Consider the following 17727-nt stretch of genomic DNA (forward strand, 5'->3'; position numbering starts at 1 on the left):
TTCATAGCTTTGTAATATTTGTTATTACATCTTCTCACTGATTGTTCCGAAAATTCCTGGTTTAGATGTGAAAAATTCTTGACTGGTTAATAAGAACCATTACCATTCGCCTTTACATTTCTTTACGTATGGCAATTTTGAAGGTACATAATATGGCAAATGGTATTCGCAAGCCGCGAAATTTCAAGTTCAAACCTATCGTTTCAGTGGTGACATTGGCACTTGGAACACTATATGGTTCACAGGTAGCAGCAGAGGAAGATGTCAAATCCTTAGATTCCGTAACTGTTATTGGTAGTGAACAAGCTGCTCGTGAGTTACCAGGATCGGCTTATTATATTGATAATGATCAGCTTACAACTGAGGCCACCACAGATATTCATCAGGTTCTGAAAACTGTTCCTGGTATTTATATATTGGAAGAAGATGGTTTAGGTTTGCGTCCCAATATTGGTATTCGTGCTGCAGCACCAGAACGCAGCCAAAATATCACGCTGATGGAAGATGGTGTGTTGATCGCACCGGCACCTTATTCCAATCCAGCAGCCTACTATTTTCCAACAGCCATGCGTTTGCATTCGATTGAAGTGTTAAAAGGCGCACCATTATTACGTTATGGACCTCAAACTATTGGTGGTGTCGTTAACCTGGTTTCTACGCCGATCCCGGAGAGTAATCGTGGCCGTGCCATGTTTATGCTTAGTGATGAAGGTTCGTTTGATACCCATGCCTATTACGGTGGTAAAGAAGGTGGCTTTGGTTATTTATTGGAGACTGTTCAACGTAATAATGAAGGTTTCAAAGATATTGACCGTAGTGGACAGGACAGTGGGTTTGAAATTCAGGATTATGTCGGCAAATTGTCATGGGAAGATGAACGCAATAAAGTTTTATTTAAATTCCAACGTTCCTTCGAAGATTCTAATGAAACCTATGCAGGTTTAACTGATGCTGATTTCCGAAATGATGAAAACCGTCGTTACGGACTGACAGAAATAGACAATATGGATAACGACCATACTGGCCTGAACCTTACCCATAATTTCAAATGGAGCGACACGTTTAATTCAACAGTGACCCTGTACCATAATGAATTCAAGCGTAACTGGTTTAAATATAACAACAACATCAAATTAATTGATCAAGCTAATGCTGGAGACGCTAACGCCCAGGCAATACTTGATGGTTCACAAGATGTTACTGGTCTTCAGTACAAGAATAATAATCGTGAGTATGATTCTTATGGCGCACAGCTGAATTTCAACTGGCTGGTTGGTGCACACGATCTGAATTTTGGTGTTCGTCAGCACTTCGATGAAACGGATCGTTTCCAACCAGTCGATACCTATGATCAGATTAATGGACAACTGGTTTTTCAAAGTAGCGATGCAGATACTGTGAGTGGCGGCGATAATCGTTTAGAGGAAGCGCAAGCACTAAGCATGTGGATCACCGATAATTTCCAGGTTACTGACAAGTTATTAGTGAACTTGTCTCTGCGTATGGAAGATGTTGAAAGCAAAGCTCGGCGATATACAGACCCAAGCCGATCAACCGTAATGACTAACAGCAAAGTTGAAAATGATTATCAGGAATTTTTACCAGGTATTTCAGCAACATATGATTTGACGGAAAACTGGCAAGTATTAGCGGGTTACCATGAAGGTATGGTTCCGATTAGTGCCGGAGCTGAAGATGGTACTGATCCGGGTTTGAGCGATAACTATGAATTCGGTGTGCGTTTTAATCAAGGCACATTCTACAGTGAGGCAATCGCTTTCTACTCTGACTTTAGTAACTTTGTCGAGCAATGTTCGATCGCTTCCAAATGCAGTAATGGTGCTGATTCTGGTTCATTTAGTCTGGGTGGAGCAGAGGTTAAAGGTCTTGAGTTTCAAGCAGGTAAATTATTTGCGGCTGGTAACTTTATGATCCCCGTGGATATTACCTACACCTATACTGACGGCGAAACCACATCTGGTGATCAACTTGATAGTGGTTTAGAACTGCAAAATATTCCTGAAAATATGTTCAGTGCGAGAGTTGGTTTAGAGCATAGCAGTGGCTGGAATAATTACGCAGTGGCTAAATACATAGATGAAACTTGTGTGGATGTCGGCTGTAATAAATCAGACAGTCGTTTTGATCGCACAGACGGTTTATTCACGATGGATTTGATCAGTCGTTATCAATTCGTGGATGGGCCAGAAGTATTTTTGAAAGTTGAAAATGTCTTTGACCGTCAAGAAATTGTGGCTCGCCAACCTTTTGGTGCACGCCCGAATATTGATCGTACGGTTTATGCTGGTGTAATTATCGACTTTTAAACAAGCGAAAAAAGTAAGTCTGATTTAAGACTGAATAATTGTTGAAAAAAAACGCCTGAAGAATGACTTCAGGCGTTTTTTTTTTAAGCTTATTTAGTTGGAAAGCTATTGTTAAGATCAATTTTATTGTTCTTTTGTAATTTCCCAACATATAAGGCCGTTGCACCAGCCACAGCAACTGGAATAATCAGAAAATTTATTACCGGAATCATTGTTGCACCCAAAGTTGTCATGCCAAAGCCTAACGCCAATGATCGCTTGGTTCTGAGCAGTTCTCGTTGCTGCTTAAATCCCATTAAATGATTTCCCATTGGATAGTCATGATAATCAAGTGCCAGAGTCCAACTGGAAAAAAATAACCATAACAAGGGTGCAATGAGATTCAGTCCGGGTATCCACGACAGGATAAACAGTGGAATCATCCATTTCAGCAAATAGCCTAATTTGCGTAATTCATTAAAAATCATTCTTGGTGTGTCAGCAATTAATTGCCAGACAGTTTGTTCAGGTGGAGCCTGATTGGATAAACGTTTTTCTACAGCTTCTGCCAACAGTCCATTAAATGGTGCAGCAACGATATTGGCGAGAATGGAAAAAGTGAAAAACACAATTAATACAATCAGTACCGCAAACAACGGCCAAAGAATCCACATCAATGCATTGGATAACCATTCCGGTAACCAGGTTGGTGTCAATTGTGTCATCCAATAATCAAACTGGTTAATACCTAGCCAGATCGCTCCAGCAAACAACAAGGTATTTATCAAAATTGGAATATAGGCAAAGCGACGTACGCCGGGTTGATTGATAAGTTTGAAACCGCTTAATAAATAGCGCGAACCTTGGATAAAATCACCCATTTTTTCAATACCTTATTGGAATAATGTAAGACCATCTCTTGCAAGTAATGCACTGCCATATGCTGCTTCAGTATGTTCCACTGTTTCAAATGGAACCTGCAATAAAGACTCACGCAGCTTTGTCCAGACAGGATTTTTAGCGCCACCGCCAACACTTCGAATCGACGTTAACGGTGTAGCACTTAATTGTTGCAGATATTGGTAACCTGTTTTTTCTATACTGGCAATGCCAGCCAGCAACCCATGCAGAAATAGATGATCTTCCGCTGGTCGGGGTAACAATTTTGCTGGATAGTTTGGATCAGCAACTGGAAAACGCTCTCCCGGCGTTAGCAATGGATAATAGTCCGGTGCAGACTGGTTTAAATCAATTTTCTGGCTTAACGTGATTAATTGCTCGTCAGTAAAGAAATGTCTCAATACTGCTCCACCGCTGTTAGACGCGCCACCACATAACCAGCGATTTCCTAATTTGTGGCTGTAAATACCTGTTTCAGCATCAAATACCGGATTTTTACAGATAAGTTTCAAGACCAGCGTTGAACCCAGTGATGTTACGCCTTCTCCAACCCGGCGAGCCCCAGTAGCGATAAATGCAGCCAGGCTATCAGTGGTTCCGGCTTTAATCAGGGGCGGTGCTGACTGGTTTATCCCAAGTTTTAGCATAACGGCTTCTGAGAGTTTGCCAATCACCGTACCTGGTGCAACAACGTTTGGTAAAACGCTCATTGGCGTTATTAATTCCAGCCAGCTGGGCCAGTGATTTGCCACTACATCAAAACCAGACTTCAAGGCATTATTGTAATCCGTTATACCGGGTGTCGCGCCGAGCTGAATAGCCAGCCAATCGGCCTGGTGCAACAGATAATATTTTTCAGGTAACGCCAGGGTTAATTGAAAATACAGCAATTTTGCCAAACCGCTGCTGGGACCACTTGCTGCTGAATTGATAGGTGCTTTTTCCGCTATTTTTTCACTCGCCATGTAAGCACGTTGATCGTTATACATCAACATCTCGGTCAGAGGATTTCCTTGGTGGTCAGATAACATTACCGAGCCGGAAGTCGCATCAATGCTAATGGATTCAATGACAACTGCGGGAAGTTGCTTTACCAGCCTTTTTAGCGCCTCAAAAAGATAAAGAGACTGCTGTTTGGGTGAGGGGTAAGGGTGTGGAGCTGCGGGAAGGTTTTGTTCAATCTGGGCAATAATATTGCCGTTTTGGTCTACGGCGCAGACCCGGCACCCGGAGGTGCCGAAATCAATGCCTATCCATGCGCTCTCGCGCATATTTATGGAAGCTGGACAGGCGTTGGTGCGACCCAACCTTCTTTGCGATATTCGGCAACAACATTGGTATAAACGCCACCACGGACATTGAAAATGCCGGTAACACGCATAAAACGGGGTTCAGTTGCAGCCACTAAATCAGTCAGAATCTGATTGGTCAGTTTTTCATGAAAACCACCTTCTTCACGGTAAGACCAGAAGTAAAGCTTCAGAGATTTCAGTTCAACGCATTTTAAATCCGGTACATAATCGATCTTAATCGTGGCAAAATCCGGCTGACCAGTTTTCGGACACAGACAAGTAAATTCAGGTGTTTCGATGTGGATGGTATAATCCCGCTCCGGTACTGCGTTATCGAAGGTTTCCAGTTGTTTGCTTGGTAGCGTAGACATAGGTAATCTCTAAGTGTGAACAAAACCGTTATTATCCCTGAGTTGGCAGATTTAATTAAGTGTTAGAAATCATTCTCCTGTCTGTAGTTGTTTTAGTGGCGCTGATTATTGGCGGCTGGTATAGCCATTCCCGGCAGCAACAGCGTGCCCAGGAATTCGAGCGTGAACTGGATCGTTTTGATAACGACGAGAATAGTGATTTTCACGCGCGATTTGACTCAGTTTTTGCGCAAGATACTGTGGATTTATCCGACGGACCCAAAGTTCGTATGGATTCAGATGTGGCTGATGTTAACGACGAATTCGACGATTCGGAAATGGATGACGAATTTGCCGATGTTGACGAAGAGGACGATACGCCCGATTGGGAAATGGTGGTGGCATTGACCATTATGGCCCCCGAATCACAAATGTTTACCGGACGGGCAATCAAATCTGCACTTGAACAGCAGGAAATGCATTTCGGTGATATGCAGATATATCATCGTTATACCGTTAATAATCGCCGACAGACATTGTTCAGTGTGGCGAATATTCTGGATCCCGGTACTTTGCTTCCTGATCAATTGATTTCAATGAAGACTCCTGGCTTATTAATGTTTGCCAGACTTCCTGGCCCGGTAAATGGTCTGACAGTATTTGATTCAATGCTGGATACCGCGCAGCAACTGACCGCCTATCTCGGTGGCATCCTTTGTGACGAAAAACGTGAACCGATTACCGATAAACATTTGGAAGCCACGCGTAACCGAATCTTTGAATTAAATTTATCTTTGCAGGCAGGCAATAAATCTGATGACGATTTCACCTGAAATCAGCGAGCGAGCCGCACAGCTTCGAGACTTAATTAATCGTTATAACTTCCTGTATTACAGCGCGGATGATCCGGAGGTAACGGATGCCGAATATGATCGGTTATTTGCTGAATTAAAAAAACTCGAAGCCGATTATCCTGAACTGATCACTGCGGATTCACCGACACAACGGGTGGGATCGGCTCCGTTGGATAAATTTACCCAAGTGACTCATGCGATGCCCATGTTGTCGTTGGATAACGTGTTTGATGAAGCCGAGTTAACAGCGTTTAATCAGCGTGTTCTGGATCGTCTTAATACTGATGATGTGATTACTTATGCTGCTGAACCCAAGCTGGATGGTCTCGCTATCAGTATTCGATATGAAAATGGTTTACTGGTGCAGGCTGCCACTCGTGGAGATGGTGCGGTGGGTGAAGATGTCACCGAAAATGTTCGGACCATCCGCAATGTTCCATTGAAACTTCACGGTAAGAATATTCCACAAGTAGTTGAAATCCGTGGTGAAATCTATATGCCAAAAGCGGGTTTTGAAAAGCTTAATCAACAGCGCCTGGCCAACAATGAAAAACTGTTCGTAAACCCACGTAATGCTGCTGCAGGATCATTAAGACAACTCGATTCCTCAGTAACGGCGAGTCGACCGCTAGCATTGTTCTGTTATGGTCTTGGAGAACTTCAAGGCATGGAACGTCCATCCAGCCATACAGAAGCCATGCAGATCATCAGCGAATGGGGAGGAGCCGTTTCTCCTGATACCCAGCAATTGAAAGGTGTTGATGAATGCCTTGAGTATCTGCATCGGCTTGGGGAGCGTCGGGCCAGTTTGTCCTATGAAATTGATGGCGTAGTGTTCAAAGTCGATGACAGCCGTTTGCAGGAACGTTTGGGGTTTGTCTCACGAGCACCGCGATGGGCAATTGCCTATAAATTTCCGGCACAGGAAGAAAGCACTCAGGTTGTCGATATTGAAGTTCAGGTTGGCCGCACCGGTGCATTAACCCCGGTAGCGCGTTTGCAACCGGTTTTTGTCGGTGGTGTTACCGTAAGTAATGCCACGCTGCATAATGAGGATGAAGTCCGACGTAAGGATGTACGAATTGGCGATACGGTGATTATTCGCCGGGCAGGGGACGTGATTCCGGAAATCGTTCAGGTTGTTAAAGACAAGCGTCCTGCCAATGCAATCGAGTTTGTAATGCCAACGCATTGTCCAGTTTGCGGGGCAGAGGTTGAACGGGTAGAAGGTGAAGCCGTAGCGCGTTGCAGTGGTGGTCTATTCTGTGCTGCACAACGCAAAGAAGCTATAAAACATTTTGCTTCTCGCAAAGCATTGGACATTGATGGGCTGGGCGATAAGCTGGTTGAGCAACTGGTTGATGCTGAGCTGATTAAAGATCCAGCGGATTTGTTTTATCTGAACAAAGAACAGTTTTCAGCGTTGGAACGTATGGGAGAAAAATCTGCCGAAAATCTGGTGAATGCATTGGAACAGGCTAAAAATACCCGTTTTGCACGATTTTTATATGCATTAGGTATTCGAGAAGTCGGTGAAGCAACCGCCCGGTCACTCGCTTTACACTTTGTTGATCTGGATAAACTAACGGCAGCTAAAGAAGACGAGCTAATTGAAATTGAAGATGTGGGTCCAGTAGTTGCGCATCATATTTATACTTTCTTCCGACAAACCCACAATCTGGATGTGATTCAGCGGCTTTTAGAAGCCGGGGTCAATTGGCCGGAAGAAAAACCGGTGTATGCCAATTCAGAGTTGGCCGGTAAAACTATTGTACTGACGGGCACTTTAGAAAATTTGTCTCGTAGTGAAGCCAAAGAAAAATTATTGGCGTTAGGTGCCAAAGTAGCAGGCAGCGTTTCTGCCAAAACCGATTATGTGGTGGCGGGCAGAGATGCCGGTTCCAAATTGAATAAAGCCCAATCTCTCGGGATTGACGTGGTCGATGAAGCGACCCTAATACAGTGGATTAATTAAATGAGTGCAGTTGCTGATGCCATCAAAAAAGTCGCCACCGGCCCCCATCTGAGTAAAGATCTCAGTCTTGAGGAAAGCCGTGAAGCGATGCTGGAAATCCTCTCAGGTGAAGTGGATCCGGTGCGAATGGCGGTAATGCTGATTGCATTGCGAATGAAACGGGAAACCGATGAAGAAAATCTGGGGCTGTTGTTAGCTATCCAGGAAAAGACCGGACAACATCCACTTGATGTGGATAATGTGATGCTACTTTCCGATCCGTTTAATGGCTTTAGCCGCCATTGTCCAATAGCGGCATTTTTACCTGCCGTAATGGCAGCTTGTGGTTTGCCAGCGTTATCGCAAGGTGTTTACCAAATGGCACCGAAATTTGGTGTCACCCATGCACAGGTGTTAGAAGCAGCGGGTGTGAATATTCAGTTGACGGTCGCTGAAGCGGCCGAACAACTAAACCATGCTGATACCGGCTGGGCCTATCTTGATCAGGCAATTACCACACCCAGTTTGTTTGCGTTACAGGATTTACGCCGTTTGATGATTAAACGCCCTAGTCTGGCGACATTGGAAAAGCTGGTGATGCCGGTTAAGGCTAAGAAAACGCATCTACAAATAGGCTTTGTACATAAAGCCTATCCGCCAGTGTTGGCTTATCTTGCCAAACAGAGCGGCTTTGACAGCGCATTGATCGTACGTGGTCTGGAAGGCGGGATTGTGCCAACCTTACGTGAAACCTCGGATAACTTTTTATTGATCGATGGTGCATTAAAACCCTGTTCATTGGATCCTCAGGCATTTGGTGTTGATCAGCAGACTCGAGGCGTTATGCCTGATTTGGATCAACTGACAGCAGCAGAGTCAGCCCAACGTGGAATTGCGGCATTGCAGGGTGAAAAAGGGGTGGCTTATGATTTGCTGGTTTATGGAGCAGCAATGGCTTTATGGCACTGTGGATTGGTTTCAGATCAGAATAGAGCAGGGGATTTAGTAAGGAAGAGCCTCGATTCGGGTAATGCCTTTGCTGCTTTTGAAAAAGGTAGAACAAAATGATTTTGCAACAACAATTACAATTTGAATTGAAAGGCCGCAGCACCATCAATATCACTGATGATGTGGCTAAAATTGTATCTGCTTCGGGAATCACTACCGGAACCTGTCATGTGTTTGTCCAACACACCAGTGCTTCTTTGATGATTTGTGAAAATGCTGACCCTGATGTCAGACGTGATCTGGAAACCTACATGCAACATATCGTCCCCGATGGAGATCCCATGTTTTTACATCAGGATGAAGGTCCGGATGATATGAGCGCGCATATCCGTACCGTGTTGACTAATCCCGATCTGGTGGTACCGGTCAGTAATGGAAAATGTGCTTTGGGGATCTGGCAGGGAATCTATTTATGGGAACACAGAACGCATCGGCAGCAGCGTCGTGTGATCGTTACAGTACAAGGTGAATAAAAAATGAATGAAGAATTTGAACAGGATCACCTTGATGAAGAATTTGATTGGTCTTCGATTCCCAAGAGTAAATCGCGTATTAAACGAGAACTCGATGCGTTAAGAAAGTTAGGTCAGGATTTAATAGAGCTGCCAAAAAAAGACTTATTAAAACTGGAGCTGGACGAAGATTTAACTGAAGCGGTTCTTAAAGCCCAAACCATGAGTAAAGGGGCCTTAAAACGGCAGACCGGTTATATCGGTGGCATTATTGCCCGACTGGATCATGAAGAAATACAGCAGAAACTGGAACAGCTGAAGCAGCCTAAACAGGCTCAAACTGACCAGTTTCATCAACTGGAAAACTGGCGGGATCGCTTATTAGCAGAAGACGATACTGTTGTGACAGAACTACGCGGTTATTTTGAAGATTTTGATAATCAACACGTAAGACAGTTGGTCCGGAATGCCAAGCAGGAAGCCGCCAAACAACAGCCGCCAAAATCTGCCCGACTATTGTTTAAATATCTGCAGCAATTACAGCAAAATCAGTGATCGATAAGTTCGATTAAAAAGCATGCACCACCCAGATAGCTTTGCTGCACACTGATTTTGCCCTGATAAGCTTCGACGATATCGCTGGCAATTGCCAAGCCCAGTCCCTGACCTTCAATCTGGGTATCCATACGTCTGCCACGTTTGATGATATCTGCACTGGCATGTGCTGGAACGCCAGGACCATCATCTTCAATACGCACGACAATTCTGCGATTTTGCTGGCGTAAAACGATATTGACCTGTTGGTCGCAGTATTTGAATGCGTTTTCCAATAGATTGCCGAGTAACTCGTACATATCGCCTTCGTCAGCATGCAGCATGGCATCTCGTTCAATTTCGCATTGCGTATGGATATTTTTACTTTGGTAGACTTTTTTTAGTGAATTCATCAATTTAGTGATGATTTCTCCAATCGAAACCGGCGCCAGTAAGTTACTTTTGCCTTCAGTGGCAGCACGTTGCAATTGATAATCGACGAGAGCATTAATGCGATCCAACTGTTCCTCACCAGTCAATTTACAGGCGGTTACATCATCACAGCTTTCCAGTTCAGAACGTAATAAAGCCAAGGGGGTTTTCAGGCTATGCGCCAGATCCGCGAGTGAATTTTTATAGCGTTGTCGACGAGATTGTTCGTGATCCAACAGGTTATTAATATTTCGGGTGAGCTGTTGTAACTCGCTGGGATAGTCATCACCCAGACGTTGTTGTTTTCCCGCTTCAATAGCGTGTAAATCAGCTGCTGCTTTATGTAACGGTTGTAAACTCCAACGCAAGATTAACCATTGGGCAATTAACAACATCAATCCGGTTCCACCGAGCCAGTACCAGAGGTTTAACTGAAACTCATCTATCTGTGCTTCCAGCATATGCTGATCTTCAGAAACATTAATGGTGTAATCAAAATGCTCACCATCGTCATTTTCCCAAACAATCCCAAATGCGAGATTCTGTAACTTCATGCCATTATCAAGATTAATCTGACTATATAACTGTTCTGAAGGGCCAGGATGATAGGGAAGAGCCAAAAATAAACCAATAGCCGAAGGGGATTGCCAGACAATTTTATTACCACTGGTAATTTGTGCGTAAAGACCTGAATTGGGAATAGAAAATTTTGGTTCAGCCAGACTTTCCTGCATATGTAATTTACCGTCATGGCTGATTTCAGCAGCAGTCAGCAGGGTATAAACATAATTTAATAAACGTTGTTTCTGGGCTGTTTCGGCGCTTCCAGCAAAGGCATTAAATAAACTGAAAGCCGAGATACCCAGAAACGCACTTAATACCAGCGTAACGGCAATCAGCTGTCGATTGGTCAGTGATAAGTTGAGTTTATTCACGAGGCAGCGTCAGCCGATAACCCCGGCCTCGTAATGTTTCTATCGGATTTATTGATTTATCCGGATCCAGTTTATTTCTCAGCCTTTTGACAAATACTTCTATGACATTGCTGTCGCGATCCTGATCCTGTTCATATATGTGATCCGTTAGTGCAGTTTTGGAAATAACTTCTCCAGCGTGCAGCATCAGATAATGTAATAGACGGTATTCAAATGCAGTTAATTCAATTGCCGACTGATTGACCGTTACTTGCTGAGAAGATGGATTGAGTTCCACCGGTCCACAACACATAGTGGAATTTGACCAGCCTGCAGCACGACGCGCCAGCGCATTTAAACGCGCCAGTAATTCTTCAAAATGAAAGGGTTTGACCAGATAATCATCGGCACCGGCTTCAAGCCCTTCGACTTTATCTTGCCAGCGACCGCGAGCAGTCAGGATCAAAATGGGAAAAGTGATGTTTTGTTCGCGAAGCTGTTTGATGACCTCGATTCCGGAAAGTTTAGGTAGCCCCAAATCAATAACAGCAACGTCATACGGATATTCAGAGCCGAGGAATAAGCCTTCTTCACCGTCTGCACTCATATCTACAGTAAGTTGATGTTGACGTAAATGCTGACCGATCTGTTCGCGCAGGTGAGGTTCATCTTCAATTAATAAAACACGCATAGCTATTGCATTTGATATCCGGTTTGCCGATCCAGGCGGTAGGTTTTCACCTTACCATCAACATGCAGGACTTTGACGCGGAAAATTGTATGGTTTTGATATTGTTCCTGATCTACCGATAAAACCCGTCCACCGGTTTCAACCTGAGCTAATTCTGCGGCAGTTTTTTTGGTCAGCGGTAGGGCGATATCGTTAATACTGGTTCCCGCCTCTGCTTCAGGCGGCAAATGGTCGGTGTAACCAGATAAAGGTAACGTTAGCATCAGAAGTAACAGATACCAGGAAAATTTCATGTAATAACCTTAATTTTAGTGTGCTTGTTATAAGTGGATAATAGCAAACTGCAGGTTTGGGGTGAATGTATCATTTTGATCCCTGCTCAGGTTGCACCGGGCCAATAGCATTGTCTGCCCGGGCGCGTAAATAATTATAAAGTTGCTCTCTGCCATTGATGACCTGGGGATTATCATTAAATCCAGGCATGATGCCGATACGACCATTTTTACCTTTGACCAATACCTGCATGAATTCGTCTTTTGAGGTCTGTTTAAGACTTTTCGCTAAATTGGGGCCAGCCAGTCCCTGTGCGAAAGTGCCATGACAACGGGCACACCAGTTTCGATAAAGCAAATAGCCTTGATAGGTTTGTGAATCCAGTTTATTGCCTTCAGTAACGGTGTAGGGAACCTGAGCCTGAACGCCCCCCAACCAGAAATTGTTACTGCAAAGAAAGATAAATCCTGCCAAACGTAAATTCATAGCTGATTATCGACCGATCGAAAGGACACGATTTTTTGAGCTTAACATGTCATCGGTTTTCATCAGCTGAGTTCCAGAAAGCATTATCCATCTGAACTGTTGCCCGTGTAGAGTGTGTGAAGATATGTCAGAAGAATAGGTATCGTTGATACCAACGAGATGAACAATATATTTGTGCATGACTTACTCCACATACTGAAGTTTAAGTCAGAGTAACAATACTTAACTGAACTGCGACTGAATGGGTGATGAAAGGTTAAAGATTTAACATTCTGCCCATTGCTTATCGAGACGTTTGGCTGATATGGCATAGGCAGTGCCAATTTCCTGGGCAAATACCGAGATACGAAATTCTTCAATCATCCAGCGATATTGTTGCATTGCTTCATTATCAGCACGTTTGATATTGGTCAGATAACGTTGCCAGTAGGGCTGGACTTCCATTTGCCGTTGACGATCTTTGGCTGGATCGGTTTTCAGTTTATCCAGACGCGCACCGATGGCCCGAAAATAGGCGGGTAACCGTTGTAAAGCCTCATCCGGCGTGTGATGCACAAATCCCTGATACAGCAGATAGTTTAATTGTTCACGGATGTCTTTAACCGCATGCATTGCAGCCAGAGGAATATTTCCAGACAACCGTTTGGCAATCGCATGATATTCACTTAATGGTTCGGCAATCAGTCTGGCAAGCTGATTAGCAATATTAATGAGTTCACTTCTACGTTGTTGTAAGCGTTGTTCAAACTGTTGTTTGTCTCGTGGCCAGTCCTGATCTTTCAGAAAGCACCGATCAAAGGCAACGGCTATCAAATCCTGTTTCAGCTGCTCGCATGGTGAAATCTGCTGGGTTTTGTTCTCTTCAAATGGCGCAGCTGGTACATTGGCATAATGCAGGCACATCTTCTGTATATCCGGCAGGTTTTTTTGCAGATATTTAACGTTATCTTTTTCAGCCAGCATAAATAGTCTTCTCAATCCTATAGCTGAGAATGATTTAGCTTGCTGCAAGGTATCCATCAGGGTCAGATCCACATGATCACCACGATCTACCAGGGCAGGATAGGCCGTCATTTCCAGGCCATTTTGCTGCATCACAATATGCTCCGGAAAAGCATCAAAGTCCCAGCCGGTCATCCCGGATTTTTCATATTCAGAATCGGGTAACTGACGGAAACTGGCAGCAGCCTCTTTTGACCAGTCCTGCTTTAACTGATTTAAATCACGATTTTCTGCCAGCAGTTCGCCTTGTTCATCAACCAGCTTAAAATTCATTTTCAGATACAGTGGCAGGTCTTCCTGCCGCCAATCATCTGCTTTGATTTCAACTCCTGTCATTTTACGTAATTGCTCAGTTAAAGCAGGTAACAATGCTCCTTCATAAGGCGTTAATGCTTTCAGGCACCGATCGGCATAATCCGGCACAGGAATAAAATGACGGCGCAAGGATTTAGGCAGGCTTTTTAGCAGAAAAATCACCTTGTCACGTAATAAGCCTGGCACTAACCACTCATAACGTTCCGGATCACTTTGATTGAGCAGTGACAGCGGAATCGTCTGGGTAATACCATCATGTTGCTTGCCTGGCTCAAAATGATATTCAAGTGGCAACGGAACACGATTCACCAGCAACTGATCCGGATAACTATCGACCGTAACCTGATCAGCATTGTGCTGCATCAGAATTTCACGGCTCATAAACAAACACTGAGGGTCTTTCTTTTCTGCCTGTTTACGCCATTTTTCAAAGCCGTGGCCATTGATAATATCGTCAGGAATACGTTCATGATAAAAAGCAAACAGAGTGTCTTCATCTGCCAGCACATCACGTCGCCGTGATTTTTGCTCCAACAGTTCAATTTCATCAATCAGCTGGCGATTATGTTGGAAAAATTTGGCCTGACAGTTGAAATCACCATTGACCAGAGCTTCACGGATAAATATCTCGTTGGAAGTAGGGCGATCCAATGGTCCATAGTGAATTTTTCGACGGTTGACTATGGGTAATCCATAGAGACTGACACTTTCAAAAGCGACTACTTGAGCCGGTTTTTTCTCCCAGTGCGGATCGCTGTATTGGCGTTTAACCAGATCTCCTGCAATGGGTTCAATCCATTCGGGTTCAATTTTGGCGACAATCCGGGCATAGAGTTGTCCAGTTTCCACCAGCTCGGCCGCCATGATCCATTTAGGACCTTTTTTATGTAATGCTGAGCCAGGAAAAATTTTCAGTTTCAGATTACGTGTGCCGGCATAACTATGCTGGTCAGCTTTTATGGCCACATTGCTTAACAGACCGCTGAGCAAGGCTTGATGAATGGATTGATACTCAGCGGGTTGCTGATTAGGTTTGAAGCCCATCTGTGTGGTTTGCACATGCAGTTGCTGATAAATATCATGCCATTCACGCAGACGCAGAAAAGACAGAAAGTTTTCTTTGCAGTATTTGCGAAATTTGTTCTGACTTAAGTGTTTCTGACGGTCATGATACAAATCCCATAGCTTAAGAAACGCTAAAAAATCTGATCGGTCGTCTTTGTATTTGCTATGTGCTTCATCTGCAGCCTGTTGTTTATCCATCGGACGTTCTCGTGGATCCTGAATACTCAGGGCACTGGCTATCACCAGCACTTCATTCAGACTGTTTTGATCATTTGCCGCCAGAATCATTCTGGCAATACGCGGATCAATTGGTAATTTGGCAAGCTGACGACCTGTTTCGGTTATTTGGCGTTTGCCATTTACAGCATTGAGTTCTTCCAACAACCGATAACCATCGTTGATCATCTTCGGTGGTGGGGGATTGATAAATGGAAATTTAGCCGGGTCGCCCAGTTTTAATGCGGTCATCTGCAAAATAACTGAGGCCAGATTGGTACGCAGAATTTCCGGATCGGTAAATGCCGGTCTGGCAGCAAAATCTTCTTCATCGTATAAACGAATACAAACCCCGGCGGCAACACGACCACAACGACCGGAACGCTGATTCGCACTCGATTGCGATATTTTCTCAATCGGTAAACGTTGCACTTTATTTCGTACACTGTAGCGGCTGATACGCGCCAGACCGGGATCAACGACATAACGAATACCCGGTACGGTCAACGACGTTTCCGCTACATTGGTCGCCAGAATAATACGTCGCGGGCCACCGGTTTTAAACACACGGTTCTGCTCGCTGGCTGATTGTCGGGCAAATAATGGCAGAATTTCGGTATTGGGCGGATGATGTTTGCGAAGTGCTTCAGAGACATCACGGATATCGCGTTCACCCGAGAGGAATATCAGTACATCACCTGGCCCGACTCGACATAATTCATCTACTGCCTGAACGATACCGTCAACAAAATCCAGATCTTCACTGTCATCATCACGACTTAATAATGGACGATAGCGGATTTCAACAGGATAAGTGCGGCCACTGACTTCGATCACCGGTGCATTGTCAAAATGCTCAGAGAATCGTTGAGTATCAATAGTTGCCGAGGTGATGATCAGTTTCAGATCCGGGCGTTTCGGCAGCAGTTGTTTGAGATAACCCAATAGAAAATCAATATTCAGACTGCGTTCATGCGCTTCATCAATAATCAGCGTGTCATATTGATTCAGGTAGGGGTCGTTTTGCGTTTCAGCCAGCAAAATACCGTCTGTCATCAGTTTGATATAGCTTTTATCGGCTTTTACCTGATCATGAAACCGGACTTTATAACCAACCGCTTCACCGATTTGAGACTTTAGTTCTTCAGCAATACGTGTTGCAACAGTCCGGGCGGCAATACGTCGCGGCTGAGTATGACCAATCAGACCACCAACACCGCGACCCAGCTCAAGACATATTTGAGGTAACTGCGTGGTTTTACCGGAACCGGTTTCACCACAAAGAATAATGACCTGATGCTGCTGAATGGCTTTTGCGATATCTTCCTTTCTTTCAATAACGGGAAGATCAGCATTAAGGGAGGGCTTTGGAAGGTTGTTCAAACGAAACTGAAAGCGCTCATTTGAACGTTCAATCTGTTGCTGCAGATTCAGCCATTCGCTCTCATTGGCGGATTTATTCTGTAACTGCACTAATCGCCGACGCAGTTTGTGCTGGTCGGCGAGCATGGTATTTTTTATTTGAGTTTTAAGTTGTTGCTGTTGATTGTTCACTAATTTTCAATTTACTTGGAAGCTTCGAGCTTAATAATTTTCAGCGTCAGTATACAGAGTAGCATCTGAAAACGCGTAATCAGAACGGTTGAACTGTGTTCATTGCTTCCATTACTGGAGACGTATTAGGCTAAACAACGTAGCCTTAGAGACTCCATGACAGCGACAAAGTATATTTGAAATCGTTTTTACTAATTTCATCTTCGGTTTCAGAGTCATACTCATTGGTCATGCCGACTTTTAACGCTACGCCAGCACGTTCATCCAAGTCAAGAATCCAATCAAATGTGGTGACATTCCGGTAGGCATCGAAAGAATCGAAACTAGGATAAAACGTATTGGCTAAAGCTAAACGTTGCGCAGTATTAATGCGCCAGCGTGTTTCGAGACCTAACAAGCCTTCAGGGGTAAATTCTTCACGTTCACCACCAAACGTTCTGTTAAAACCCGCACCGGAACGTCCAACGAATAACCAATCATCAGTATTGGCAAATTCATAACCATAACCGGCGTTGGCATTGAGCCGATAATCATAATCCTTGAATTTATCGACATCCAATCGCCCACCAGCAAACATGAACCATGGTGTCTCAGGTTTCAACCAGTCGCGGTTAATTGAGGTAAAAAAGCTGTTGTCGGAAGTTTCCTCTTCAGACTTAGCATAATAATATGCCGTTCGGCTGTTAATCCGGGTTTTTTCGGTTGCCAGGTCAGCATTAAATGCAACATTAACCTGACTGTTATCAGATTTTCCACGGCTGCCCGCCAGCCCCAAATCAAAACGTCTTTCCCAGTTTGTTAACCAGCCGGTCCCCAGCAGGCCATTATCTTCTGGTTCAGCCTCAGCAAGGTCAGCCGGTTCAATAATGGGGGTGTCATCCGTTGGGGTCTGCTGAGCCAGAGCTTCATAATCTGTTTTGATTTCGGAAACTGTATTGGTGTTAATGATCATTTCACCAAGCAGCTGATGTTTAATAGTAAGGGATTCCTGATTACGTTCTAATAAATCACCTTGCAAACGATCACCGTTGGTCAGAATCAACGTAACGGGCGCAGCGTGAGATAAAACAGGTACCAACAAACAAACGAAGACGATTTTTTTCAAAAACAAAATAGGTTCCTATGGCTG

Annotated in this window: 15 protein-coding genes; 6 read left to right on the forward strand and 9 right to left on the reverse strand. The window is 44.1% G+C overall.

The features are described 5' to 3' along the window. The first annotated feature begins 152 nt into the window (after window positions 1-152). Complete coding sequence (locus B3S93_RS06540) at window positions 153-2327, forward strand: TonB-dependent receptor family protein (protein WP_292398819.1); 2175 nt, start codon at window positions 153-155, stop codon at window positions 2325-2327. Between the two features lie 89 nt (window positions 2328-2416). On the opposite strand, the gene cysZ is transcribed toward B3S93_RS06540, so the two are convergent. From cysZ to queF, 3 genes are read right to left on the reverse strand one after another with little or no spacing between them, the layout of a single operon-like run. Beyond that, complete coding sequence (gene cysZ / locus B3S93_RS06545) at window positions 2417-3187, reverse strand: sulfate transporter CysZ (RefSeq protein WP_292398822.1); 771 nt, start codon at window positions 3185-3187, stop codon at window positions 2417-2419. A gap of 12 nt (window positions 3188-3199) precedes the next feature. Next, complete coding sequence (locus tag B3S93_RS06550; protein WP_292398825.1) at window positions 3200-4477, reverse strand: FGGY-family carbohydrate kinase; 1278 nt, start codon at window positions 4475-4477, stop codon at window positions 3200-3202. Between the two features lie 2 nt (window positions 4478-4479). After that, entirely contained in the window at window positions 4480-4869 is a 390-nt protein-coding gene (gene queF, locus B3S93_RS06555) for a preQ(1) synthase (RefSeq protein WP_292356861.1), read from the reverse strand. Window positions 4870-4928: 59 nt separating this feature from the next. Between queF and B3S93_RS06560 the strand changes: the two genes are divergently transcribed. The 5 genes from B3S93_RS06560 to yjgA are packed head-to-tail and all read left to right on the forward strand — an operon-like array spanning window position 4929 to window position 9671. Beyond that, window positions 4929-5681, forward strand: a complete 753-nt coding sequence (locus B3S93_RS06560; protein ID WP_292398828.1) for a cell division protein ZipA C-terminal FtsZ-binding domain-containing protein — start codon at window positions 4929-4931, stop codon at window positions 5679-5681. Beyond that, window positions 5665-7677 (forward strand): NAD-dependent DNA ligase LigA, encoded by a 2013-nt coding sequence (gene ligA / locus B3S93_RS06565; RefSeq protein ID WP_292398831.1) that lies wholly within the window; start codon window positions 5665-5667, stop codon window positions 7675-7677. Before B3S93_RS06560 ends, ligA begins: the two co-directional genes overlap by 17 nt. Further along, window positions 7678-8724, forward strand: coding sequence for an anthranilate phosphoribosyltransferase (locus B3S93_RS06570; RefSeq protein ID WP_292398834.1), 1047 nt, complete (start codon window positions 7678-7680; stop codon window positions 8722-8724). Next, window positions 8721-9137 carry a secondary thiamine-phosphate synthase enzyme YjbQ gene (locus tag B3S93_RS06575; protein ID WP_292356854.1) on the forward strand — a complete coding sequence of 139 codons (417 nt, stop codon included), beginning with the start codon at window positions 8721-8723 and terminating at the stop codon, window positions 9135-9137. Before B3S93_RS06570 ends, B3S93_RS06575 begins: the two co-directional genes overlap by 4 nt. 3 nt (window positions 9138-9140) lie before the next feature. Then, window positions 9141-9671: a ribosome biogenesis factor YjgA gene (gene yjgA, locus B3S93_RS06580; RefSeq protein ID WP_292398837.1), complete on the forward strand. Its 531-nt coding sequence runs from the start codon at window positions 9141-9143 to the stop codon at window positions 9669-9671. On the opposite strand, the gene B3S93_RS06585 is transcribed toward yjgA, so the two are convergent. The 6 genes from B3S93_RS06585 to B3S93_RS06610 form a co-directional block, all read right to left on the reverse strand. Continuing rightward, window positions 9665-11017, reverse strand: a complete 1353-nt coding sequence (locus B3S93_RS06585) for an ATP-binding protein (protein ID WP_292356850.1) — start codon at window positions 11015-11017, stop codon at window positions 9665-9667. The two genes, yjgA and B3S93_RS06585, sit on opposite strands and share 7 nt — an antisense overlap. Continuing rightward, window positions 11010-11687 carry a response regulator transcription factor gene (locus tag B3S93_RS06590; protein ID WP_292398840.1) on the reverse strand — a complete coding sequence of 226 codons (678 nt, stop codon included), beginning with the start codon at window positions 11685-11687 and terminating at the stop codon, window positions 11010-11012. Before B3S93_RS06590 ends, B3S93_RS06585 begins: the two co-directional genes overlap by 8 nt. A 2-nt stretch (window positions 11688-11689) precedes the next feature. Beyond that, complete coding sequence (locus B3S93_RS06595; protein WP_292356846.1) at window positions 11690-11980, reverse strand: PepSY domain-containing protein; 291 nt, start codon at window positions 11978-11980, stop codon at window positions 11690-11692. A gap of 70 nt (window positions 11981-12050) precedes the next feature. Then, window positions 12051-12446, reverse strand: coding sequence for a c-type cytochrome (locus B3S93_RS06600; protein ID WP_292356844.1), 396 nt, complete (start codon window positions 12444-12446; stop codon window positions 12051-12053). A 264-nt stretch (window positions 12447-12710) separates the two neighbouring features. Next, window positions 12711-16598, reverse strand: coding sequence for an ATP-dependent RNA helicase HrpA (gene hrpA / locus B3S93_RS06605; protein WP_292398843.1), 3888 nt, complete (start codon window positions 16596-16598; stop codon window positions 12711-12713). Window positions 16599-16743: 145 nt separating this feature from the next. Further along, window positions 16744-17703: a DUF481 domain-containing protein gene (locus tag B3S93_RS06610; protein WP_292356840.1), complete on the reverse strand. Its 960-nt coding sequence runs from the start codon at window positions 17701-17703 to the stop codon at window positions 16744-16746. Between the last annotated feature and the right edge of the window lie 24 nt (window positions 17704-17727).

Source organism: Methylophaga sp. UBA3613 (genome assembly GCF_002375415.1).
GTDB lineage: Bacteria > Pseudomonadota > Gammaproteobacteria > Nitrosococcales > Methylophagaceae > Methylophaga.